This window comes from Janthinobacterium sp. (genome assembly GCF_009923995.1).
Taxonomy (GTDB): domain Bacteria; phylum Pseudomonadota; class Gammaproteobacteria; order Burkholderiales; family Burkholderiaceae_D; genus Janthinobacterium.
Map to the genome: position 1 here is coordinate 43,924 of NZ_RFSK01000025.1, position 21,266 is coordinate 65,189.

The window sequence follows — 21,266 nt, forward strand, 5'->3', positions numbered from 1 at the left end:
AAAAGATCAGGATTGCGGCGCCTGCTGCACGTGCGCCGCCACCTTGCCCTTCATCATGACGCCGTAGACGACAGCGGCGATGGCCACGCCCACGAACCAGGCGTAGGTATAGACGGTCTTGAAGCCTTCGGCCACGTCGGGGAATGACGCGGGAAAGGCCGCGTTCAAAAAGCCCGGGATATTCGGCAGCACGGCGATGACAAAGGCGATCAGGGCCGCCATGTTCCAGCCGCTGCCATAGGAATAGACACCGTCATCGCGGTACAGCTGCTTCACGTCCAGCTGCGTCTTGCGCACAAAATAATAGTCGACGATGAGAATGCCGGCGATGGGGCCCAGCAGGGCCGAATAGCCGATCAGCCAGGTAAAAATGTAGCCCTGTGTCGATTCGAGCACCTTCCACGGCATCATGACGATGGCGATGAAGGCCGTGATGTAGCCGCCCATCTTGTACGAAATCTGCTTCGGCGCCAGCGAGGAAAAATCGTAGGCCGGCCCCACCAGGTTGGCGGCCAGGTTGACGCTGACGGTGTCGATCAGCAGGATGATCAGAGCGATCAGCACGGCGGCGCCCGTCATGCGGCTGGCCAGGTCGACGGGGTCCCAGATGGCCTTGCCGTACATGACGACGGAGCCTGCCGTGACGATGACGGCCAGCATGGCGAGCAATCCCATGGGTACGGGGAGGCCGATCGACTGGCCGATCACCTGGTCGCGCTGCGTCTTGGCGAAGCGCGTGAAATCGGGAATGTTCAGCGCCAGCGTGGCCCAGAAACCCACCATGGCCGTCAGCGATGGCCAGAAGACGCTCCAGAACTGGCCCGCTTTTTTACCGCCGGGGATGAATTGCGACGGCTGGTCCAGCAGCGCGCTCACGCCGCCAGCCTTGCTGTGTACCCAGTACAGCAGCACGAAGCAGATGAGGATTTTCAGGGGCGCCGTGTAGGTTTCCAGCTTGCGAATCGACTCCATGCCATGCAGAATGTAATAGAACTGGATGGCCCAGAAAGCCAGGAAGCACAGCAGCTGGCTGCCGTTGATACCCAGGCCCGCGATCTTTTCGCCGCCCAGTTCATGGCCCATTAACACACCCATGAGGGTGTAGATCATCTGGCCGCCGAACCAGGTCTGGATGCCGTACCAGCCGCAGGCGACAATGGCGCGCATCAGCGCCGGCAGGCGCGCGCCCATGGTGCCGAACGAGGCGCGCGCCAGCACCGCATACGGAATGCCGTACTTGGTGCCGGCATGGCCGATCAGCAGCATGGGCAGGAGGACGATGGCGTTGGCGAGAAATACCGTGAGCACGGCCTGGTAGCCGGACATGCCGCTGTCGATCAGACTGGCCGACAAGGTGTAGGCGGGGATGCACATCACCATGCCGACCCACAGCGCGGCGAAGTGATACCAGCGCCACGTGCGCTGCGCCGCCGTAGTGGGCGCAAGGTCTTCATTCCAGAGTTGCGTGTTACCTGAGTAGTCGTGGTTCACAGGGTTGCTCCATCGGTTAGACCGCTGGCGTCGCGAAGACGCCAGGGATACGGCAATATGGAAACGGCTCGGCTTTTAAGTAATCTAGCTTACTGCAAAGACGCGCCGCTGTTTATAAAATAAACGCACGCAATAACCGTGCCCTATGCCGTCTCCGCCAACGCCCGTGGATTCCTGGGATCCTGCGCCCAGTTCATGTACGGCTTGCCCGTGGTTTGCGGCACCATCGTGATGCAACCCTGCACCGGACAGGTGATTTCACACAGGTTGCAGCCCACGCATTCGTCCTTGATGACTTCATAGCTGCGCGTGCCAGCAGCATCGATCAGCTGCGCAATGGCCTGGTGCGAGGTATCTTCGCAAGCCACATAGCACTTGCCGCACTTGATGCAGTCGTCCTGGTTGATCTGCGCGATGACCTGGTAATTCATGTCCAGGTATTTCCAGTCCGTCGTGTTGGCCACGGCCTTGCCGGAAAAGTCGCTGATACGTTCATAACCCTTCTCGTCCATCCAGCGCGACAGGCCATCCTTCATCTCTTCGACGATGCGGAAGCCATGCAGCATGGCGGCCGTGCACACCTGCACGCAGCCGGCGCCGAGGGCGATGAATTCGGCCGCGTCGCGCCAGTTGCCGATGCCGCCGATGCCGGAAATGGGCAGGCCCCGCGTCTGCGGATCGCGGGCGATTTCCGCCACCATGTTCAGGGCGATGGGTTTGACGGCCGCGCCGCAATAGCCGCCGTGCGTGCTGGCGCCGCCCACGATGGGCAAGGCCACCATGCGGTCCAGGTCCAGCGAAGTAATGGAATTGATGGTGTTGATCAGCGAGACGGCGTCGGCGCCGCCCGCCTTGGCCGCGCGCGCCGGCATGCGCACGTCCGTGATGTTGGGCGTCAGCTTGACGATGACGGGCAGGCGGCTGTGCTTCTTGCACCAGGCGGTTACCATCTGCACGTATTCGGGCACCTGGCCCACGGCCGCGCCCATGCCCCGCTCCGGCATGCCGTGCGGGCAGCCGAAATTGAGCTCGATACCGTCGGCACCCGTCGCTTCCACCTTGGGCAGGATGTCGGCCCAGTAGTGCTCTTCACACGGCAGCATCAGCGAGACGACGATGGCGCGGTCGGGCCAGTCCTTTTTCACCTGCGTGATTTCGCGCAGGTTGATGTCCAGCGAGCGATCGGTGATCAGCTCGATGTTATTGAAGCCCACCACTTCGCGGTTCTTGCCATACAGGGCGGAATAGCGCGAGGAGACGTTGACGGCGGCCGGGTCTTCACCCAGGGTTTTCCACACGACACCGCCCCACCCCGCTTCAAATGCCCGCACCACGTTATAGGCCTTGTCGGTGGGCGGCGCGGAGGCCAGCCAGAAGGGGTTTGGCGACTTGATGCCGCAAAATTCGATGCTGAGATCAGCCATTATGCAGCCTCCAGTTTGGTCAGTAAATCGGCGTGGATGGCCAGTGCGGCCAGCTTGCCATGCTGGACGGCCTGCACCGTCAAGTCCTGCCCCGGTGCCACGCAGTCACCGCCCGCGTAAATTCCCGGCAGCACCGTGCGAAAGCCCCCATCGACGGCGATCTTGTCACCCTCACGCTTCAGGAGCGACGCCATCGGGTCATGCAGCACCCCGGTGTCGAGGCTCTGGCCGATGGCCTTGAAGATGGCGTCGGCCGCCACGTCGAAGGTCGCGCCCGTCCCGGCCAGGCGCGTGCCCTGCATGGACGTCTTCTCGAAGCGCATGCCGGCCACCTTGCCCTCGCTATCGAGCAGCACCTGCTGCGGCTGGGCCCACGTCAGCATGCGTACCTGGTTGGCCTTGGCGATCTCCTGTTCGTGATGCGTGGCCGTCATGGCGTCGAAACCGCGCCGGTAGACCAGGGTGACTTCCTCGGCGCCCAGGCGCTGGATCTGCACGGCCATGTCGATGGCCGTATTGCCGGCACCGATGACGATGGCGCGTTTCGGCACGGGCAGCGCGGCCAGGTCGTCCGCCTGGCGCAGCGCGGCGATGTAATCGACGGCGGCCAGGAGACCCGGTGCCTCTTCGCCCGTCAGACCCAGCTTGCGGCTCGCGCCCAGGCCCAGACCGAGGAACACGGCGTCGTACTGCGCGTGCAGGTCGCGCAGGTGCACATTCTCGCCCAGCACCTGGCGACATCGAATCTCGATTCCGCCGATGTCCAGCAGGAAGTCGATTTCCTTTTGCGCGAAATCGTCCGTCAGCTTGTACTTGGCGATGCCGTATTCATTCAGGCCGCCCGCCTTGCCTTCCTTTTCAAAGATCACCACGTCGTGTCCCAGCATGGCCAGGCGGTGCGCGCACGACAGGCCGGCAGGCCCCGCGCCGACGATGGCGATCATCTTGCCCGTGCTTGCCGCCCGTTTGAACGGGTGCGCAGCGAAATGCATATGGTCGACGGCGTAGCGCTGCAACAGGCCGATTTTCACGGGCTGGCCTTCCGCGTCGTGGTTGCGCACGCAGACGTCCTCGCACAGGATTTCCGTCGGACAGACGCGGGCGCAGCTGCCGCCCAGGATATTCTGCTTCAGGATGCCGGCGGCAGCGCCGTTGATGTTCTTGTCGTGGATATTGCGGATGAAGCTGGCCACGTCGATTTCCGAAGGACAGATGCGGCTGCACGGCGCGTCGTAGCAATACAGACAGCGGGCGCTTTCGATGGCCGCCTGGCGCGCGCTCAAGGGCGGCGCCAGGTCCGTGAAGTGGCCCGCCAGTTCTTCGCTGGGCAGGGCGGGATGCGGCAAATAGTTCAAAGACTCGATCATCGCGTTTTCCTCTTGTTATGTACTGCGGATGTTTAAGCTTGAGACCCTTACTTCATCTGGGGAAAAGCAAATTCCACACCAGCACTGGCCGTGTTGGGCCAACGCTGCATCACGGCCTTGTGGCGCGTGTAAAAGCGCACGCCTTCGGGACCGTAGGCGTGGTGGTCGCCAAACAGGCTGCGCTTCCAGCCGCCGAAACTGTTGAAGGCCATCGGCACGGGCAAGGGCACGTTGACGCCCACCATGCCGACCTGGATCTGGCGCACGAATTCGCGTGCCACGCCGCCGTCGCGCGTGTAGATGGCCACGCCGTTGCCATACTCATTGGCGTTGATCAGGTTCACCGCATGCACCACGTCGGGCGAACGCATCACGCACAGCACGGGACCGAAAATCTCTTCCTTGTAGATGCTCATGTCGGGCGTTACGTGGTCGAACAGGGTGCCGCCGACGAAGAAGCCGTTCTCGCGCCCGGCCACCACATGGTTGCGGCCATCGACGACCAGGGTGGCGCCCTGCTCCACGCCTTCTCCGATCAGCTTTTCAATGCGCTGCTTCGCCGCGCCGGACACCACTGGCCCCATTTCCGCGCCATCGGCCATGCCGTCGCGCACTTTCAGTGCGGCCGTGCGCGTTGCCAGTGCATCGATCAATTTGTCGCCCGCGTCGCCCACGGCCACGACGACGGAAATGGCCATGCAGCGCTCGCCCGCCGAACCGTAGGCCGCGCCGATCAGCGCGTCGACCGTCATGTCCATGTCCGCATCGGGCATCACCACCATGTGGTTCTTCGCGCCGCCCAGCGCCTGCACGCGCTTGCCGCTGGCGCTGCCGCGCGCATAGATGTATTCGGCGATCGGCGTGGAACCGACGAAGCTGATGGCCTGTACCACGGGATGGTCGAGCAAGGCATCGACCGTCACCTTGTCGCCCTGCACCACGTTGAAGACGCCGTCGGGCAATCCCGCATCCTTCAGCAGTTTGGCGTGCAACAGGGAGGCGGACGGATCTCGCTCGGACGGTTTCAATACGAAGGTATTGCCGCAGGCGATGGCCACGGGGAACATCCACATCGGTACCATCACGGGAAAATTAAATGGCGTGATACCGGCCACCACGCCCAGCGCCTGGCGCATGGACCAGGCATCGATGCCGCGCGAAATCTGGTCCGTGAATTCGCCTTTCAGTAATTGCGGGATGCCGACGGCAAACTCCACCATCTCGATGCCCCGCGCCACCTCGCCCTGTGCATCGGCAAAGGTCTTGCCATGCTCGCGCGTGAGCATGGCGGCAAAGTCGTCCGTGTGCTGCTGGCACAACTGCAGGTAGCGGAACAGCACGCGCGCACGCGTCAAGGGCGGCGTGGCGGACCAGGAAGGAAACGCGGCGGCGGCCGCCTGCACGGCCGCGTCGACCTCTTCCGCCGTGCCCAGGGCCACGCGTGCTACCGGCTCGCCCAGGGCGGGGTTGTAGACATCGCCGTAGCGGCCGCTGGTGGTGTCGACTTTGCTGCCGTTGATGTAGTGGGTGATGGTGTCGAGAGTGTTCATGATGCGCTTTCTATTGTTAAACCCGAATCAACCGCCGGGGTAGGACGGAGACGCCGAGTCCCTCAGGGTCCGACCCCAGGTTTTTCTTGGGGTCGCAGTTCAATCGAGATTCTTTAATACCTTGGCCAGCTTGCCAAACAGCTCATCGACATGCTGTTTTTCCAGCACCAGCGGCGGCGACAGGGCGATGATGTCGCCCGTCGTGCGTATCAGCACGCCGTCGGCGAAAGCCTGTTTGAAGGCATTGAAGGCGCGCGTCCCCGGCTTGCCCGCGATGGGATCGAGCTCGATGCCGGCGATCAGGCCGATGCTGCGCAGGTCTATCACGTGCGGCAAGCCTTTCAGCGAGTGCACGGCGTCGCTCCAATATGCCTGCATCGCTTTGGCGTGGCCCAGGATGTCCTGTTCCTCGAATACTTGCAGGGTGGCCAGCGAGGCGGCGCAAGCGAGCGGGTGGCCGGAATACGTATAGCCGTGGAACAGTTCGATGCCGGCCGGCGCATCCATGAAGGCGTCGTGGATGTACTGTTTGCTGAACACGGCGCCCATCGGCACCATGCCATTGGTCAGGCCCTTAGCCGTCGTCATCAGGTCCGGCTCGACGTCGAAATAGTCGGCCGCGAACGGCGTCGTCATGCGGCCGAAACCCGTGATGACTTCATCGAAGATGAGCAGGATGCCGTGCTTGGTGCACAGGTCGCGCAAGCGTTTCAGGTAGCCTTTCGGCGGGATCAGCACGCCCGTGGAACCGGCCACGGGTTCGACGATGACGGCGGCAATGGTGGAGGCATCGTGCAGGGCGACGATGCGCTCCAGTTCATCGGCCAGGTGCGTGCCGTATTCCGGCTCGCCCACCGTGTAGGCGTTCTTGTCGAGGTTATGCGTGTGCGGCAGGTGGTCCACGCCCGGCAGCAAGGGGCCGAAGGTCTTGCGGTTGCCGCCGATGCCGCCTACGGAAATGCCGCCGAAACCCACGCCGTGGTAGCCGCGTTCGCGGCCGATCAGCCGCGTGCGCGCCCCCTCGCCGCGCGCCCGGTGATAGGCCAGAGCGATCTTCAGGGCCGTGTCGACGGCTTCGGAACCGGAGTTGGTGTAGAAGACGTGGCCGAACTTGTGGCCCGTGTAGTCCATCAGTTTTTCCGCCAGATCGAAGGCGGCCGGATGGCCCATCTGGAAGGTGGGCGCGAAGTCGAGCTGGCCCACCATTTCGCGGATGGCACCGACGATCTTCGGCTGCGCATGGCCGCACGGCACGCACCACAGGCCGGCCGTGCCATCGAGGATGGCATTGCCATCGACATCCTTGTAGTACATGCCTTCGGCCGACACCAGCAGGCGCGGATGGGCCTTGAAATCGCGGTTGTTCGTAAACGGCATCCAGAATGCCGACATCGATTCCGGCCTTGTTTCGTTCATGACCTTCTCCTTGGAATGGGCTGCCGCGGCGCCAAGATCGTTTTTGACGAAGCGCAAAATAATTTACCAGTTGGCAAAAAGCTGATGTAATAATAGACAGGCCATCCCCAATGGCACAGATACACAAACGGCAAAGTATCCCAACCGTACAGGTCGAAAAAACACTACAGTTTTGTGCAAGGCAGCATAAGGAGCCACCGGTGACGCACAGCGTGAAGCAGGACGAAGGCGAAGGTAACGCCAGTGGCTGGCCCGTGCTGGACATTGACCGCCAGAAAAAGGGCGGCCTGGTCGAGCAGATCGTCATCGCCATCAGCGTCATGGTGGGCAGCCGCGCCCTACGCATCGGCACGCGGATGCCGTCCGTGCGCCAGTTTGCCAGGTGCAATGGCGTATCGACCTTTACCGTCGTCGAATCGTATGACCGCCTGGTCAATCTCGGCCTGCTGTCCTCGCGGCGCGGCTCCGGCTATTTCGTCGCGCGCCATGATGTCGCCGCCTCGCCGCAGGCTGCCATCCACGCCAGTCCCACGGCCATCGACGCCCTCACGCCGGACCTGTATTCGGGCGTCTCGGAGGCGTTGCCCGTGGGCGCGGGCTGGCTGCCGCCGGAAATGTATGGCGAAGCGACGGTGCTCGAGGCCGTGCGCCAGGCCATGCGCATTCCCGCCAGCCGCCTGCGCGGCTATGGCCACCCGCTGGGCTTTCCTTCGCTGCGCCAGCACCTGGCGGCCAGCCTGTCGGAAGACCTGTTCCAGGTCGAGCCGGACCAGGTCCTGCTGACGCATGGCGCCACGCACGCGTTTGACTTGATCCTGCGCAGCCTGACCAAGCCGGGCGACACGGTGCTGGTGGAAGACCCCGGCTACAGCAATTTGCAGTCGCTGATACGCCACCACGGCTGCATCCCCGTGGGCATAGCGCGCGGCGAGGCAGGCCTCGATCTCGAGGCGCTGGCCTTCGAAGCGGCCCGCACGCAACCGAAGCTGATGTTCGTCAACACGGTGCTGCAAAATCCGCTGGGCACCTCGCTCAGCCAGGCGCAGACCCACCGCCTGCTCGCACTGGCCGAACAGTTCGATTTCTGGCTGGTGGAAGACGATATCTACCGCGAACTGGCGGCGCGCGGCGAAGCGTCGCTCGCCGCCATGGATGGCTTGCGCCGCGTGATCCGCGTGGGCAGCTTTTCCAAGACCCTGTCGCCCGTGCTGCGCGTGGGCTCGATCTGCGCCTCGCCATCGCTGGTGGCCGAGCTGGTGCGCGTGAAGATGCTGGCGGGGCTGACGACGTCGGAAATCAACGAGCGCGCCGTCTACCACGCCATCTCCGCGCGGCCCTACAAGCGCATGGTCGAGCGGCTGGTGGCGCAGCTTGACGCGGCCCGCGAGCGCAGCATCGACTGCCTGGGGCAGGCGGGCATGGCGCCCGTGGCGCGTCCCCGTGGCGGCATGTTCGTCAGCGCCGGCTGGCCCGATATCCAGACGCCGGAATGGAACGGCAAGTTCGTCGCCGACATGGCATTGAAGGCCGGCATCCTGCTGTCGCCCAACGAATTCTTCATGCTGCGCGCGCCAGAGACGGTATGGTTCCGCTTCAACGTGGCCTACACCGATACCCCGGTGCTGCAAGCCTTCCTGCAATCGATCCGTCCACGCTAAAGAACCCACCATGGCCAGCGACAAATCCTCCCCCCCGTCCATGAAGAATGCCAGTGGACGGCGTTTGCAGAACCGCGACCGCCTGGAAGCGGACATTCTCGAGCAGGCCGTGCGCGTGTTCGCGGAAAACGGCTACGAGGGCGCATCGATCGCCACCATCGCCGAGCGGGCGGGCCTGTCGAAGCAGAACCTGATGTACTACTTCCCGTCCAAGCAGCTGCTGTACCAGCGCGTGCTCGACGACGTGCTCGACGACTGGCTGGCGCGCATGGACATGCTGGCCAATGAGCACGATGAACCGCGCGACGTGCTGCGCGCGTATATCGGCGCCAAGTTGCGCTTTTCGCGCGAACAGCCGTGGGCGTCGCGCGTCTATGCGCTGGAAGTGATCAACGGTGCGCCCCTGTATGGCGCGCAGATACGCGACCGGGTCGTGCCCCTGCTGCGCAAGGATATCGCCGTATTTGAGCAGTGGATCGCGGCCGGCAGGATCGCTCCCGTGAACGCCACGCACCTGATGTTCGCCATCTGGGCCATGACGCAATCGTATGCGGATTTTTCAGCGCAGATGGCGCTGGTGCTGGACCGCAAGGAGCTTACGCGCAAGGACTACGAGGACGCCGACACAATGGTCGTGCAAATGGTGCTGGCCGCCGTCAAGGTGTAAGGAGACGAAAAAAAACCGCCGTGCTGGCGGTTTCTTGCATGCTCACGGCGCTCAGGCCACGGTCTTGCCCTTGCGGCGGCGCGCCATGAAGCCGACCAGGCCCAGGCCTGCCAGCAGCATCGCATAGGTTTCCGGTTCCGGCACGGCCGACACATAACCGGCCACGTTGGTGGCGCTGAAATAATGGTTGGCATTGACCTGGATGTTCGAGGCCCAGCTCCCCACCACCACGTTGCCGTTGATCTGGCCATTGCCGCCCGCCAGGGTCGCCAGGGGCGCCAGCACGCTGCCGTACAGGCCTACGCCGTTCAGCGTCACGTTCTGCGCCTCATAGAAGTTATACAGCACGTTGTACTTGCTGAAATCGCCATAGCCGCCGGACAGATTCACATTCGTGCCGCTGATATTGAGGATCAGGGTGTCGTTCGTGTGCAGGTTGCTGAATTTAAAATTGTTCACCGAACCCAGCGCAGCCGCCGTCAGGTCGAACACTTGCACATTGCCCGTGCCGCCCGTGAGGGTCATGCCGCCGTAGGCTACCGAGCTGCTGCCCGTGGCCGCCACTTTCGCCAGCGAGGTCGAGGTATTTTTCAGCTGCGCCGACGTCGCGGCGAACGATACGGGCGACGTCGTGGTCTTGGTGGCCGTATTCAGGCCCACGCTGCTCGTCGTCGTCGTGCCGCCCACGTAGTAATTGCCGTTCTTGATCGAACCGGAGCTGTAGTTCAGGTTGCCGCCGACGACCAGTGCATACCCCGTATTGCCATGCGTAACGTAGGCATCCTTGTTCTTCTCATTGATCGAATAGCTCGATGCGTTGAGGTTGCCGGCAACCAACACGCCGCCTTCGACATCGCTGCCGGACGCGCTGAAGTTGCTCAGCGAATATAAATTGGCGCCGCCGATCCCCAGATCGACCACACCGGCTTGCGCGGCGCCGGCAGTCAACACGGTTGACAGAACGAAGAGGAGTGGCAATTTAGGCATGCTTGACATTTTATTTCCAAAAAGAAAATTAACTTGACGACAGGTTATCACATTCATTGATCTTGAGATGTCGCAAACCAACAACTTTTATAACAATAATGAAAACATAGTTTCCAATTTGGAATTATTCAACAGCCGCGATCCGCCACCTGTCTCCATCCTCCGGGTTGGGCGGCGGCAGCGCCGCCTTGTAATAGTGCTTATAGCCCATGCCAACTTGGTGATACGATCGCGGCTGCGCCAGACCAGGCAAGAACAGCTCACAAGTTAAAGGATGATGCACGCATGAAACGATTGTCATTAGGCGCACTGATGCTGGCGTATGCCTGCGGCGCGCAAGCCGATGTCTTCAACATGATCGAGAACCAGCCGCTCAGCGAGACCTGGCTCAATGCCGGCTTTTATTCGTATCATTTTCAGCGCGACAAGGGCCTGAACGACAGCAACCCTGGCCTAGGCGCCGAGTACCGCTTTTCCACCGTCGCCTCGGCCACGGCCGGCCGTTTCTACAATAGCGACCGCGCCTATTCGAACTACCTGGGCGTGTACTACCAGCCTATCCAGATGGGGCCGTTCCGCGTAGGTGCCGTCGTCGGCGGCTTCAGCGGCTATCCAAAGATGCGTGACGGCGGCTGGTTCCCCGCCCTCGTGCCCACCATCAGCTATGAATACCAGCGCGTGGGCGTGAATCTCGCCATCGTGCCATCCTACAAGGACCGGCTGTATGGCGCCCTCAGCTTCCAGTTGAAACTCAAGGTCTTCGACTAGCCGTTCGTCCAGGCATGTCGCCGTTCGGCCTGCCATTCCTGCCGTTCGTCGCAGAGCCGATGCACGCCTGCAAGCGCCTGGCTATAGTGCAGTCATCGCCAGGCCATCACGACGGCAACGGCACTCAACGACGACAGGAGAGCACCATGAAAGACATCAATTCGGCCCCGGGCAACACATCCTTTACCGCCTTCTGGAGCGAACTGTGCGCGTATGCGCGCCAGGGCCTGGAAGCCCTGTCGGCCATGTCCTGGCCCATGCTGCTGGCCTGTGCCATCGGCCTGGCCTTCGTCATCACCATCCTGCCGCTGGCGATCACCCTGTTCGTCATCTTCGTGCTGCTGAAGTGGGCGGGCAATGCGGGCGGCTTCAGCTGGGAAAAAAAAGCAGCCCAACCGGAACAGCCCCCTCAGGCGTGACGCCCTTGTAGGGGGGACGGGAGTGGCCTATAGTGAAGCGCGGCCATGACAGGTATCAACACCACAACCTTGAATACCCGTCCTGGTGAACGCTGCGCACCATTCATGATCGAAACTACTCCATCCCCCTACAGGAGTTTCCATATGACCACGACAGCAAAAGACACCAGGGCCACCACCATTCCCTGCCTGCGTTATCACGATGCACCGGCGGCCATCGACTGGCTATGCAAGGCATTCGGGTTCGAAAAACAGCTGGTCGTCCCCGACAGCGACGGCGGCATCGCCCATGCCCAGCTCAGTTATGGCAACGGCATGATCATGCTCGGCTCCGTGGTCGACAGCGAGTATGGCCGCCTGATGAAGCAGCCGGGCGACATAGGCAATGCCAACACGCAAAGCTGCTACCTGGTCGTCCACGACGCCGATGCCGTCTACCGTAGCGCGCGCGAGGCTGGCGCCGACATCGTGCTCGATATCAAGGATGAAGAATACGGCGGACGCGGCTTCACGTGCCGCGATCCGGAAGGCCACATCTGGAGCCTGGGCACCTACGACCCATGGTGAAACGGAGAACAATGATCATCAGTACCGTTGCCGCCGCCAGCCTCGCGCTGGTTGGCGGCTTCCTGTCCGCTCCCATCCTCGTCGACGAGCACCTCAACCGCGTCCATCCCCCGTCAGGCAAGACGCCGGCGGCGGCCACCATGGCCCTACACGAGAGCCTGTGGATCGCCGACCTGCATGCGGACAGCCTGCTGTGGCAGCGCAAGCTGAACCGCGACAGCCAGCGCGGCCACGTGGACTTTCCCCGCCTGCAACGGGGCAATGTGGCACTGCAAGCCTTTTCCGTCGTCACGAAGACGCCGCGCAAGATGAATATCGAGCGCAATGGCAGCGACACGGACAACATCACGCCCCTGGTCGTGGCGCAAGGCTTGCCGCCCGCCACCTGGAACAGCCTGCTGGCGCGCGCCACCTACCAGGCCGACGAGCTGCGCCAGCAAGCGGCCGGCAGCCATGGCAAGGTACGCGTCATCGGCAGCCGCGCACAGCTGCGCAGCTTCATCGCCGCGCGCGACAAGGATCACCGCCTGGTGGCCGGCTGGCTGACGCTGGAAGGCGCGCATGCGCTCGAAGGCAAGCTGGACAACCTCGATACCTTGTACCGGGCCGGCTTCCGCATGGCCGCGCCCACGCATTTCTTCGATACGGAACTCTCCGGCTCCCAGCATGGCCTGAACAAAGGCGGCCTGACACCGCTGGGCAGGCAATGGCTGCGCGCCATGGAGCAGCGCAAGATGATCGTCGACCTGGCGCATGCCTCGCCGGCCACCATCGACGACGTCCTGAGCCTGGCGACACGCCCCGTGATGGTGTCGCACACGGGCGTGCGCGGCACCTGCGCCAACGGGCGCAACCTCAGCGACGCACAATTGAAACGCATCGCCGCCCAGGGTGGCCTCGTGGGCATCGGTTTCTGGAACACGGCCGTTTGCGGCAAGGACGTGGCGTCCATCGCGCGTGCCATCGCCTACACGGTCAAGCTGGTCGGCGCGCAGCACGTGGCGTACGGCTCGGACTTCGATGGCGCCGTCACCACCGCCATCGACACGGCCGGGCTGCCGCGCCTGACGCAGGCACTGCTCGACGCGGGCTTGTCGGAAGCGCAGGTCCGCCGCGTCGCTGGCGAAAACGTGCGCGACTTTTTACTGACAAACCTGCCCGACGACGACGCCTAAGCGAGTGCGTCGATCAAAGCCTGGCTCGCCACCTGGCACGGGCGGATGCGTATCAGCTTGCGATACAGGGGCGGCATGGCCTCGCACAGCGCCAGCAGCGCCTCGTCGGCCATGGCCGGGCGCACGTACTGGAACTGGGCCGGGTTATTTTCCGGCAGCGCTCCCTCCATGGTGGAGCCGTAGGCGCCCAGGGTCATGACACTGGCGGCGCTATTGTCCGGGCCGATGGCCAGCACGAAAGTGCCATGCTTGGGATGGCCCAGATAGCTTTTGATCTCTTCCTGCAGCGCAGGGTCCGTGTTCGCGGCGCCCGCCATCAATTCGTAGCGCAGCTGCGCATACTGGCGCGTGCACTCCATGAACGGCGTGCGTATCGCTGATTGCGACAGTTTTCCCGGCATGCACAGCAGCAGGTTGCCGAAGGAGTCGAGCAAGGCGGCCGCGTCCCCCTGACCACCGTCGCGCAGGTCCTGCTCCATGGCCGCCTGCAGGAAGGGTGCCAGGCCGGCGTCGGGCGCGTGCGGCGCGCAGCGGTAAGTCAGGGCGTCGGGATAGCGGCGGCGCAAGGCGCGCACCACGGCATGCTCGGACGGCAAGGTCGCGGGATCGCGCCGCTGCACATCGTCTCCGGCGTTCAGCAGCTGCATCACCTGCGCCGACGTCGATTCGAATACCAGCGAGCACAGGGCCTGCGTGGCCTCATGGATGCTCTTGCCGATGAAAAAAGACCTGGGCGCGGCGCCGGACGGCGCGCGCGCGTACTCGGTGGCGCCGCGCACGGCCGGGTAGCAGAAGCTGCGCCCCGCCTGCGCCTGCAGCGGCGCCGGCAAGGCCGTGAAGGTGGCGCTGCCATCGTAATTGATGCCCGCCTTGATGTCGGGCGCAGCCACCACCACGTTGAAGCCGGCGGCCAGGATGGCGCCCGTGCACATGCAGCACGGGTCGAGCGAGGTGACGATGGTCAGTTCGCCGGGCGGCGGCAGCGGCGTGCCCTTGGCCCGCTCGGCAAAATACCAGTCCACCAGCTGGCGCTCGCCATGCGCGGTGGGATCGAACACCAGGCCGTGGCGCACGACGTTGTTGTGCATCGATTGCAGCACATTGCCGGCTCCATCGAGCAGCACGCCGCCCACGCCAAAGGTACCTTGCGTCTTGGCCGCCAGGGCCTCGGCCGCGGCAATGGCCACGGCGGCCTGGATGTCGATCGTCTTGTTCAAGCGGATGCCATGTGCTGAAGTTACTTCATGTCCAGGTCGGAATTGCCGAAGCCATGCGGCAGCAGCCAGCCCGCCGTCACTTCCATGACATCGTTTTTCAGGTTCGTCAGGATCACCGGCAGGTCGGCGCCGCCCATTTCGAAGATCACCTGGCGGCAGGCGCCGCACGGAGAAATCGGCTCGGCCGTGTCGCCCGTGACGGCCAGCTTGGCGAAGTCGCCCGGTTTGCAGCCATGCGCGATGGCGCTGAAAAATGCCGTGCGCTCGGCGCAGTTGCACAGGCCATACGCCGCATTTTCCACGTTACAGCCACGGAAGACGCGGCCATCCTTGCACAGCAGCGCCGCGCCCACTTTAAAGCGTGAATATGGCGAGTAAGCCAGTTCACGGCCGGCATTGGCTTCGGCGATCAGTTCTTGGTTGTTCATTTTTTCTGCAATACCTTTGAAATCATTAAGGCCGGGGTCAGACCCTCAACACCGCTGACACATAGCTCGACGCTATCGCAAGCGGGGGTCTGACCCCAGTTGTCAACTACGGTCGAATGGTACGATAAATCACCGGATTGGCCGTCAGCGCCACGGCGCTGATGGCATACGCTTCCTGGATTTCCTTGACGGCTTGCTGCGCCGCCGCTTCCGTGCGCGCGTGCACCATGGCCAGCGGCTGGCCAACGGCCACCTGCTCGCCCAGTCCCACCAGGTCCGTCAGCCCGACGGCGAAATCGATGCTGTCGCTCGGACGGCGGCGGCCACCGCCCAAGGCGACGACGGCCAGGCCGATGGCGCGGCAATCGCGCACATTGGCAAAGCCGGCCGACAGCGCTGGCGCCGGCACGACGAACGGCGCTTTTTCCAGGTGCTTGTCCGGATTGTCGACCAGGTCTGCAGGGCCGCCCAGGGCGGACACCATGCGCGAAAAGCGCTCGGCCGCTTCGCCCGAATCGAGCGCCGCCATCAGTTTCACGCGCGCCTCTTCCTCGGTGGCGGCCAGGCCGCCCAGCACCAGCATCTCGGCGCACAGCGCCAGCGTGACTTCGTGCAGGCGCGCGGGACGCGAACGGCCCGTCAGGTAATCCATGGCGCCCCGCACTTCCAGCGCATTGCCGGCGTACGGCGCCAGCGATTCGTTCATGTCCGTCAGGATGGCCGACGTCTGCATGCCCGCGCCATTGCCCACGGCGACAATGCTCTCGGCCAGCTCCACCGATTTGTCGTAGGTCGGCATGAAGGCACCCGTGCCCACTTTGACGTCCATCACCAGCGCGTCCAGGCCGGCCGACAGCTTCTTCGACAGGATGGAACCGGTGATCATGGCCACCGATTCCACCGTGGCGGTGACGTCGCGGATGCTGTAGAAGCGCTTGTCGGCCGGCGCCAGCTGCGCCGTCTGGCCGATGATGGCCACGCCGATCTCCTGTACCACCTTGCGGAACAGTTCATTGTCCGGCACGGTGCAGTAGCCGGGAATGGCGTCGAACTTGTCCAGCGTGCCTCCCGTGTGGCCCAGGCCGCGGCCCGAGATCATCGGCACGTAGCCGCCGCACGCGGCCACCATGGGGCCCAGCAGCAGCGATACCACGTCGCCCACGCCGCCCGTGGAATGCTTGTCGACGACGGGACCCGGCAGATTCAGCGCGCGCCAGTCCAACACGTGGCCGGAATCGCGCATGGCCAGGGTGAACGCCACGCGCTCGTCCATGTTCATGTCGTTGAAAAAGACGGCCATGCCCAGCGCCGCGATCTGGCCTTCGCTGACGCTGCCGTCAGTGATGCCGCGCACGAAAAACTGGATTTCCTCGGCGCTCAGCACACCCTTGTCGCGCTTCTTGCGGATGATTTCTTGGGTCAAAAACATGGAATAACTCCAATAAATGAATGACTTAGGGGCCGCCCCCCGATCGCCTTTGCGATGGAGTTGCGGCCCCGGCAGTACTGCGATTTACATTAGACGCCGTAAGGAATCCACACGTTTTTCACTTGCGACGCATGTGCCAGCACGGCACGGCCACCGCTCTGCGCGGCGCTGTACCAGTCGCGGCCCTTGGCGCCGCCGACCCAGGTACGCTTCAGGGTGCCGGCCGACAGGCGCTCGACTTCCGCGCAGCCTTCCGCCGAACCGTCATGGCGCCACACGGCGTCGATGTCGGCGTGCGTGGCCAGCGTGCGCGCCAGTTCATCGGCGTTGCCGCTGATGATGTTGACGACGCCGCCCGGCAAATCGGACGTATCGAACACCTGGTACAGGTCCAGCGCGGACAGCGGATGCGCTTCGGACGGCACCACCACCACGCGGTTGCCCAGCGCGATGGCCGGTGCCACCAGCGAAATGAAGCCCAGCAAAGGCGCTTCGTTCGGGCAGACGATGCCGATCACGCCGACCGCTTCGTTCAGCGCCACGGTGATGCCCTTGGTTGGCGGCTGGTGCGCCAGGCCGTCGTACTTGTCGGCCCAGGCGGCGTAGTAGAACAGGCGTTCGATCGATGCCTGCACTTCCTTCTCCGGGTTCTTGTTGCCCGTCATGGCGGCGATGCGGGCGGCGAATTCGTCGGCGCGCGCCGCCAGGTTCTCGGCGATGTAGTACAGCACTTGCGCGCGGTTGTGCGCCGTGGCGCCGGTCCAGCCGGACGCCTTGTGCGCCGCTTCGACGGCGTTGCGGATGTCCTTGCGGCTACCCACGCCCACTTCGGCCAGCAGGGCGCCGTTCGCGCCGAACACGGGAGCGCTGTAGGCGCTGTCAGGGCGCGCCTGCTTGCCGCCGATGTACATCTTGGCCGTGCGGTCGATGGCGAAGGGATCGGCTGCCGCCGGCTTCGCCGCCGCCTTGGCCTTCGCTTCCACCACCGGCAGGGCCGGACGCGCATCTTCGGCCAGGGCCGTCATGTATTCCAGCATGCCTTCGCGGCCACCTTCGCGGCCGAAGCCCGATTCGCGGTAGCCGCCGAAGCCGCAGGCCGCGTCGAACTGGTTGGCGCTGTTGATCCACACGACGCCAGCCTTGATGGCGGGCGCGATGTCCAGCGCCAGGCTGATCGACTCGGTCCACACGCTGGCGGCCAGGCCGTACACCGTGTTGTTCGCCAGCTGCACCGCTTCAGGCGGCGTGCGGAAGCTCATCGCCACCAGCACGGGGCCGAAGATCTCAGCCTGCGCCACGGCGGCCGACGTCGACGCGCCCGTGATCAGGGTGGGCGGGAACCACGAGCCGTCGGCCGGCAATTCGCACGCGGGTTGCCAGACGTCGCAGCCTTCGGCACGGGCCGAATCGACCAGCGCGGCGATGCGCTGGCGCTGTACCGGGTCAACCAGCGCGCCCACGTCCATCGATTTGTCCAGCGGCGAGCCGAGACGCAGGTTTTCCATGCGCGCGCGCACCTTGTTCAGGAAGCGCTCCTGGATCGATTCCTGCACCAGCAGGCGCGAACCGGCGCAGCACACCTGGCCCTGGTTGAACCAGATCGAATCGACCAGGCCTTCCACGGCGCCGTCCAAGTCCGCGTCTTCAAAGACGATGAATGGCGACTTGCCGCCCAGTTCCAGCGACAGCTTCTTGCCGCTGCCGGCCGTCGCTTCGCGGATCAGACGCCCCACTTCCGTGGAACCCGTAAAGGCGATCTTGTCGACGCCGGGGTGGTTGACGATGGCCGAACCCACGCGGCCGTCGCCGGTGACGATGTTGACCACGCCGGCTGGCACGCCCGCCTGCAGGCACAGTTCGGCGAACAGCATAGCGGTAAGCGACGTGAATTCGGCCGGCTTGAAGACGACCGTGTTACCGGCCGCCAGGGCCGGGGCGATTTTCCACGACAGCATCAGCAGAGGGAAATTCCACGGCACGATCTGGCCCACCACGCCCACGGCGCGGTAGTCGGCGAATTCTTCCGACTGCAGCTGCGCCCAGCCGGCATGATGGTAGAAGTGGCGCGCGGCCAGCGGCAGGTCGATATCGCGCGTTTCGCGGATGGTCTTGCCGTTGTCCAGGGTTTCCAGCACGGCGAACAGGCGCGAATGCTTTTGCAGCAAACGGGCCAGCGCATACATGACCTTGGCGCGGCCATGGCCGCCCATGCCCTGCCACACGGGCAGCGCGCGGCGCGCCGCTTCCACGGCGCGTTCCACGTCAGCATCGGTCGCCTGCGTCAGTTCGGCCAGTTGCGCGCCGTCGGCAGGATTGGTCGAGGCGAACAGTTCGGCCGGCTCGCTCCAGGCGTTGTCGATGAACAGACCGAACTTGCGCTGGTGGCCGTCGAGCCACGCCTGTGCTTCTTTTTGACTTTCGGGAGCTGGGCCGTAGTCCATAGTATTGAGAATCTCGTTAATTGTAGGCATGACGAATGTTCTTTAAGGTTGTGCGTGACGATGATTGGCCGAGTAGCTGCCGGTGACGTAGTGCTCGAGCTGGCGCTCGATGTCGGTCAGCAGGCTGGAAGCGCCGATGCGGAACAGGTGCGGCTGCAGCCATTCGTTGCCCAGTTCTTCCTTCATCAGGGTCAGGTATTGCAGGGCGCTCTTGGCCGAGCTGACGCCGCCGGCCGGCTTGAAGCCCACCTGGAAACCTGTCTGCTCGTGGTATTCGCGGATCGTGCGCACCATCGTCAGGGCCACGGGAATGGTGGCGTTCACGCCCTCTTTACCGGTGGAAGTCTTGATGAAATCGGCACCGGCCATCATGCACACCCACGAAGCCTTGGCCACGTTTTCCAGGGTCAGCAAGTCGCCCGTGGCGAGAATCGCCTTCACGTGCGCTTCGCCGCAGGCCTTGCGGTAGGCCAGCATTTCGTCGTACAGCACTTGCCAGTTGCCGTTCAGGACGTGCTGGCGCGTGATGACGATATCGATTTCCGTGGCGCCGGCAGCGACCGACAGTTCGATCTCGCGCAGCTTCGTTTCCATGCTCGTCAGGCCGGCCGGGAAACCCGTCGACACGGCGGCGATGGGCAGGCGCCCCTGGATGACTTTCACGGCTGGCTGGATCATCTCGTGGTACACGCACACGGCGCCGGTGCTCAGGTCGGTCAGGCCCAGTGCTGCCATCAGGTCGGCGCGCAGCGGGCGCATGGCCTTCATGCACAGGCGCTCTACGCGGCCCGGCGTATCGTCGCCGCCCAGGGTGGTCAGGTCGATCATCTGGATGGCTTTCACCAGCCAGGCTGCCTGGTATTCCTTTTTCACCGTGCGGCGGTTCGCCAGGCTGGCCGCGCGGCGGTCCGTCGCGGCGCGGTTGACGCGGATCTGGTTGATCCAGCCCAGGTCGAGGCCAACGGCCTCGTTACGCTTGAATTCGGGGTGCATGAGTGTCATAACAAGCTGGTTCCATTAGCAAGTGGTGGTACGCCAAGGTGCTTGGCGAGGGTTTGGCCAATATCGGAGAAGGTCTCGGAAATACCCAGTGCGCGCGGGGCGACGCCGGGACCGAAGAAGATCATCGGAATGTGTTCGCGGGTGTGGTCGGAGCCGTGCCAGGTCGGGTCGCAGCCATGGTCGGCGGTGATCACGACCAGGTCGCCTTCCTTGAGCTTGGCCATGAATTCCGGCAGGCGCGCATCCATTTCGCGCAGCGCGTCGGCATAGCCCTCGACGTTGCGGCGGTGGCCGAAGGCCTGGTCGAAATCGACGAAGTTGACAAAGGTGAGCGACTTGTCCTGCACCTCATCGGTGGTTTTCAGCAGCGCTTCGAACAGCGCCATGTTGTCGACGCCCTTGACCACGCGCGAGATGCCCTGGGTGGCGAAAATGTCGCTGATCTTGCCCAGGCCGACGACTTCGCCGCCCGCGTTCTTCACGTGGTCGAGCAGGGTCGGCGCGGGTGGCGCGACGGCGTAGTCGTGGCGGTTGGTGGTGCGCGTGTAATTGCCGTTGCTGCCCGTGAACGGGCGGGCGATGACGCGGCCGATGTTGTACGGCTCGACCAGCTTGAAGGCCATTTCGCACACTTCGTACAGGCGCTCGAGGCCGAACGATTCTTCGTGCGCGGCGATCTGCATCACCGAGTCGCCCGAGGTGTAGATAATCAGCTTGCCCGTGGCGACGTGCTCGTCGCCATGCTTGTTGATGATATCCGTGCCCGAGGCATGGCAGTCGCCCAGGAAGCCCGGCACGCCCGACATGGCTTTGAGCTTGTCGGTCAGGTCGGCGGGGAACGACGGCGTGGTGCGGGGGAAGTAGCCCCAGTCGAATTCGACTGGCACGCCGGCGATTTCCCAGTGGCCGCTCTGCGTGTCCTTGCCGGTGGAGCGCTCGCGCGCGGCACCGTAGGCGCCGGTAAAGCCGTCGCGCTGGTCGAAGCCCGTGGCCCATTCGCCGCTGGCCAGGTGGGCGGCGGCGCCCAGGCCCAGGCGTTCCATGTTCGGGAGTTTCAAGGTCTTGCCGCTTTTGGCGACAGTGCTGGCAATATGGCCAAAGGTATTGGCACCTGCGTCGCCATACTTGGCGGCGTCTGGCGTCGCGCCAAGGCCGAAGGAATCAAGCAGGAGGATAAATGCGCGTGACATGATAAGGCTCGCTTTATGGAGTGATGCAAAGATGATGCGGTCAGTGTAGGCCGGATTTTCCCGGCCTGCC

General features: G+C 63.8%; 18 protein-coding genes. 6 read left to right on the forward strand and 12 right to left on the reverse strand.

The features are described from left to right. Nucleotides 1–6: 6 nt before the first annotated feature. The 5 genes from EBS11_RS14255 to EBS11_RS14275 form a co-directional block, all read right to left on the reverse strand. Nucleotides 7–1,491 (reverse strand): NCS1 family nucleobase:cation symporter-1, encoded by a 1,485-nt coding sequence (locus EBS11_RS14255; RefSeq protein ID WP_290603630.1) that lies wholly within the window; start codon nucleotides 1,489–1,491, stop codon nucleotides 7–9. A gap of 143 nt (nucleotides 1,492–1,634) precedes the next feature. After that, nucleotides 1,635–2,915, reverse strand: a complete 1,281-nt coding sequence (gene preA / locus EBS11_RS14260) for an NAD-dependent dihydropyrimidine dehydrogenase subunit PreA (RefSeq protein WP_290603632.1) — start codon at nucleotides 2,913–2,915, stop codon at nucleotides 1,635–1,637. After that, nucleotides 2,915–4,282: an NAD(P)-dependent oxidoreductase gene (locus EBS11_RS14265; RefSeq protein WP_290603634.1), complete on the reverse strand. Its 1,368-nt coding sequence runs from the start codon at nucleotides 4,280–4,282 to the stop codon at nucleotides 2,915–2,917. Before EBS11_RS14265 ends, preA begins: the two co-directional genes overlap by 1 nt. Before the next feature lie 47 nt (nucleotides 4,283–4,329). Then, nucleotides 4,330–5,832: a CoA-acylating methylmalonate-semialdehyde dehydrogenase gene (locus EBS11_RS14270; protein WP_290603636.1), complete on the reverse strand. Its 1,503-nt coding sequence runs from the start codon at nucleotides 5,830–5,832 to the stop codon at nucleotides 4,330–4,332. A 99-nt stretch (nucleotides 5,833–5,931) separates the two neighbouring features. Then, nucleotides 5,932–7,248, reverse strand: coding sequence for an aspartate aminotransferase family protein (locus EBS11_RS14275; protein ID WP_290603638.1), 1,317 nt, complete (start codon nucleotides 7,246–7,248; stop codon nucleotides 5,932–5,934). A 200-nt stretch (nucleotides 7,249–7,448) separates the two neighbouring features. Between EBS11_RS14275 and EBS11_RS14280 the strand changes: the two genes are divergently transcribed. Together EBS11_RS14280 and EBS11_RS14285 are read left to right on the forward strand one after the other, a co-directional pair. After that, the gene (locus tag EBS11_RS14280; protein ID WP_290603640.1) at nucleotides 7,449–8,906 is read left to right on the forward strand and encodes a PLP-dependent aminotransferase family protein; all 1,458 of its coding nucleotides are present in this window, start codon (nucleotides 7,449–7,451) and stop codon (nucleotides 8,904–8,906) included. Between the two features lie 10 nt (nucleotides 8,907–8,916). Further along, nucleotides 8,917–9,573: a TetR/AcrR family transcriptional regulator gene (locus tag EBS11_RS14285; RefSeq protein WP_290603642.1), complete on the forward strand. Its 657-nt coding sequence runs from the start codon at nucleotides 8,917–8,919 to the stop codon at nucleotides 9,571–9,573. Nucleotides 9,574–9,624: 51 nt separating this feature from the next. Here the strand turns inward: EBS11_RS14285 and EBS11_RS14290 are convergent, their stop codons facing one another. Then, nucleotides 9,625–10,560 carry an FxDxF family PEP-CTERM protein gene (locus tag EBS11_RS14290; RefSeq protein ID WP_290603644.1) on the reverse strand — a complete coding sequence of 312 codons (936 nt, stop codon included), beginning with the start codon at nucleotides 10,558–10,560 and terminating at the stop codon, nucleotides 9,625–9,627. Between the two features lie 285 nt (nucleotides 10,561–10,845). Here EBS11_RS14290 and EBS11_RS14295 point away from each other — a divergent pair, with 285 nt between their 5' ends. The 4 genes from EBS11_RS14295 (at nucleotide 10,846) to EBS11_RS14310 (ending at nucleotide 13,489) form a co-directional block, all read left to right on the forward strand. Next, on the forward strand, nucleotides 10,846–11,328 hold the full coding sequence (locus EBS11_RS14295; RefSeq protein ID WP_290603646.1) for a hypothetical protein: 483 nt from the start codon (nucleotides 10,846–10,848) through the stop codon (nucleotides 11,326–11,328). 146 nt (nucleotides 11,329–11,474) lie between these two features. Continuing rightward, entirely contained in the window at nucleotides 11,475–11,747 is a 273-nt protein-coding gene (locus EBS11_RS14300) for a hypothetical protein (protein ID WP_290603648.1), read from the forward strand. Nucleotides 11,748–11,891: 144 nt separating this feature from the next. Further along, on the forward strand, nucleotides 11,892–12,314 hold the full coding sequence (locus tag EBS11_RS14305) for a VOC family protein (protein WP_290603650.1): 423 nt from the start codon (nucleotides 11,892–11,894) through the stop codon (nucleotides 12,312–12,314). An 11-nt stretch (nucleotides 12,315–12,325) separates the two neighbouring features. Continuing rightward, complete coding sequence (locus EBS11_RS14310) at nucleotides 12,326–13,489, forward strand: dipeptidase (RefSeq protein ID WP_290603652.1); 1,164 nt, start codon at nucleotides 12,326–12,328, stop codon at nucleotides 13,487–13,489. Here EBS11_RS14310 and EBS11_RS14315 read toward each other — a convergent pair. From EBS11_RS14315 to EBS11_RS14340, 6 genes are all read right to left on the reverse strand, one after another. Continuing rightward, complete coding sequence (locus EBS11_RS14315) at nucleotides 13,486–14,712, reverse strand: nucleoside deaminase (protein ID WP_290603680.1); 1,227 nt, start codon at nucleotides 14,710–14,712, stop codon at nucleotides 13,486–13,488. The two genes, EBS11_RS14310 and EBS11_RS14315, sit on opposite strands and share 4 nt — an antisense overlap. A 14-nt stretch (nucleotides 14,713–14,726) precedes the next feature. Further along, the gene (locus tag EBS11_RS14320) at nucleotides 14,727–15,134 is read right to left on the reverse strand and encodes a cytidine deaminase (protein WP_290603653.1); all 408 of its coding nucleotides are present in this window, start codon (nucleotides 15,132–15,134) and stop codon (nucleotides 14,727–14,729) included. 106 nt (nucleotides 15,135–15,240) lie between these two features. After that, the gene (gene deoA / locus EBS11_RS14325; protein ID WP_290603654.1) at nucleotides 15,241–16,563 is read right to left on the reverse strand and encodes a thymidine phosphorylase; all 1,323 of its coding nucleotides are present in this window, start codon (nucleotides 16,561–16,563) and stop codon (nucleotides 15,241–15,243) included. A gap of 89 nt (nucleotides 16,564–16,652) precedes the next feature. Beyond that, nucleotides 16,653–19,004, reverse strand: coding sequence for an aldehyde dehydrogenase family protein (locus EBS11_RS14330; protein ID WP_290603682.1), 2,352 nt, complete (start codon nucleotides 19,002–19,004; stop codon nucleotides 16,653–16,655). A 42-nt stretch (nucleotides 19,005–19,046) separates the two neighbouring features. Beyond that, on the reverse strand, nucleotides 19,047–20,006 hold the full coding sequence (gene deoC / locus EBS11_RS14335) for a deoxyribose-phosphate aldolase (protein ID WP_290603655.1): 960 nt from the start codon (nucleotides 20,004–20,006) through the stop codon (nucleotides 19,047–19,049). Next, nucleotides 20,003–21,196, reverse strand: coding sequence for a phosphopentomutase (locus tag EBS11_RS14340; protein WP_290603657.1), 1,194 nt, complete (start codon nucleotides 21,194–21,196; stop codon nucleotides 20,003–20,005). Before EBS11_RS14340 ends, deoC begins: the two co-directional genes overlap by 4 nt. Between the last annotated feature and the right edge of the window lie 70 nt (nucleotides 21,197–21,266).

What these genes read in the sequence shown, in the direction of transcription:
- EBS11_RS14320 (WP_290603653.1), bottom strand. Translation starts at nt 15,134, where the DNA reads ATGAACAACCAAGAACTGATCGCCGAAGCCAATGCCGGCCGTGAACTG.
- EBS11_RS14330 (WP_290603682.1), bottom strand. Translation starts at nt 19,004, where the DNA reads ATGGACTACGGCCCAGCTCCCGAAAGTCAAAAAGAAGCACAGGCGTGG.
- EBS11_RS14300 (WP_290603648.1), top strand. Translation starts at nt 11,475, where the DNA reads ATGAAAGACATCAATTCGGCCCCGGGCAACACATCCTTTACCGCCTTC.
- EBS11_RS14270 (WP_290603636.1), bottom strand. Translation starts at nt 5,832, where the DNA reads ATGAACACTCTCGACACCATCACCCACTACATCAACGGCAGCAAAGTC.
- deoA (WP_290603654.1), bottom strand. Translation starts at nt 16,563, where the DNA reads ATGTTTTTGACCCAAGAAATCATCCGCAAGAAGCGCGACAAGGGTGTG.
- EBS11_RS14290 (WP_290603644.1), bottom strand. Translation starts at nt 10,560, where the DNA reads ATGCCTAAATTGCCACTCCTCTTCGTTCTGTCAACCGTGTTGACTGCC.
- EBS11_RS14295 (WP_290603646.1), top strand. Translation starts at nt 10,846, where the DNA reads ATGAAACGATTGTCATTAGGCGCACTGATGCTGGCGTATGCCTGCGGC.
- EBS11_RS14310 (WP_290603652.1), top strand. Translation starts at nt 12,326, where the DNA reads ATGATCATCAGTACCGTTGCCGCCGCCAGCCTCGCGCTGGTTGGCGGC.
- preA (WP_290603632.1), bottom strand. Translation starts at nt 2,915, where the DNA reads ATGGCTGATCTCAGCATCGAATTTTGCGGCATCAAGTCGCCAAACCCC.
- EBS11_RS14275 (WP_290603638.1), bottom strand. Translation starts at nt 7,248, where the DNA reads ATGAACGAAACAAGGCCGGAATCGATGTCGGCATTCTGGATGCCGTTT.
- EBS11_RS14265 (WP_290603634.1), bottom strand. Translation starts at nt 4,282, where the DNA reads ATGATCGAGTCTTTGAACTATTTGCCGCATCCCGCCCTGCCCAGCGAA.
- EBS11_RS14305 (WP_290603650.1), top strand. Translation starts at nt 11,892, where the DNA reads ATGACCACGACAGCAAAAGACACCAGGGCCACCACCATTCCCTGCCTG.
- deoC (WP_290603655.1), bottom strand. Translation starts at nt 20,006, where the DNA reads ATGACACTCATGCACCCCGAATTCAAGCGTAACGAGGCCGTTGGCCTC.
- EBS11_RS14285 (WP_290603642.1), top strand. Translation starts at nt 8,917, where the DNA reads ATGGCCAGCGACAAATCCTCCCCCCCGTCCATGAAGAATGCCAGTGGA.
- EBS11_RS14340 (WP_290603657.1), bottom strand. Translation starts at nt 21,196, where the DNA reads ATGTCACGCGCATTTATCCTCCTGCTTGATTCCTTCGGCCTTGGCGCG.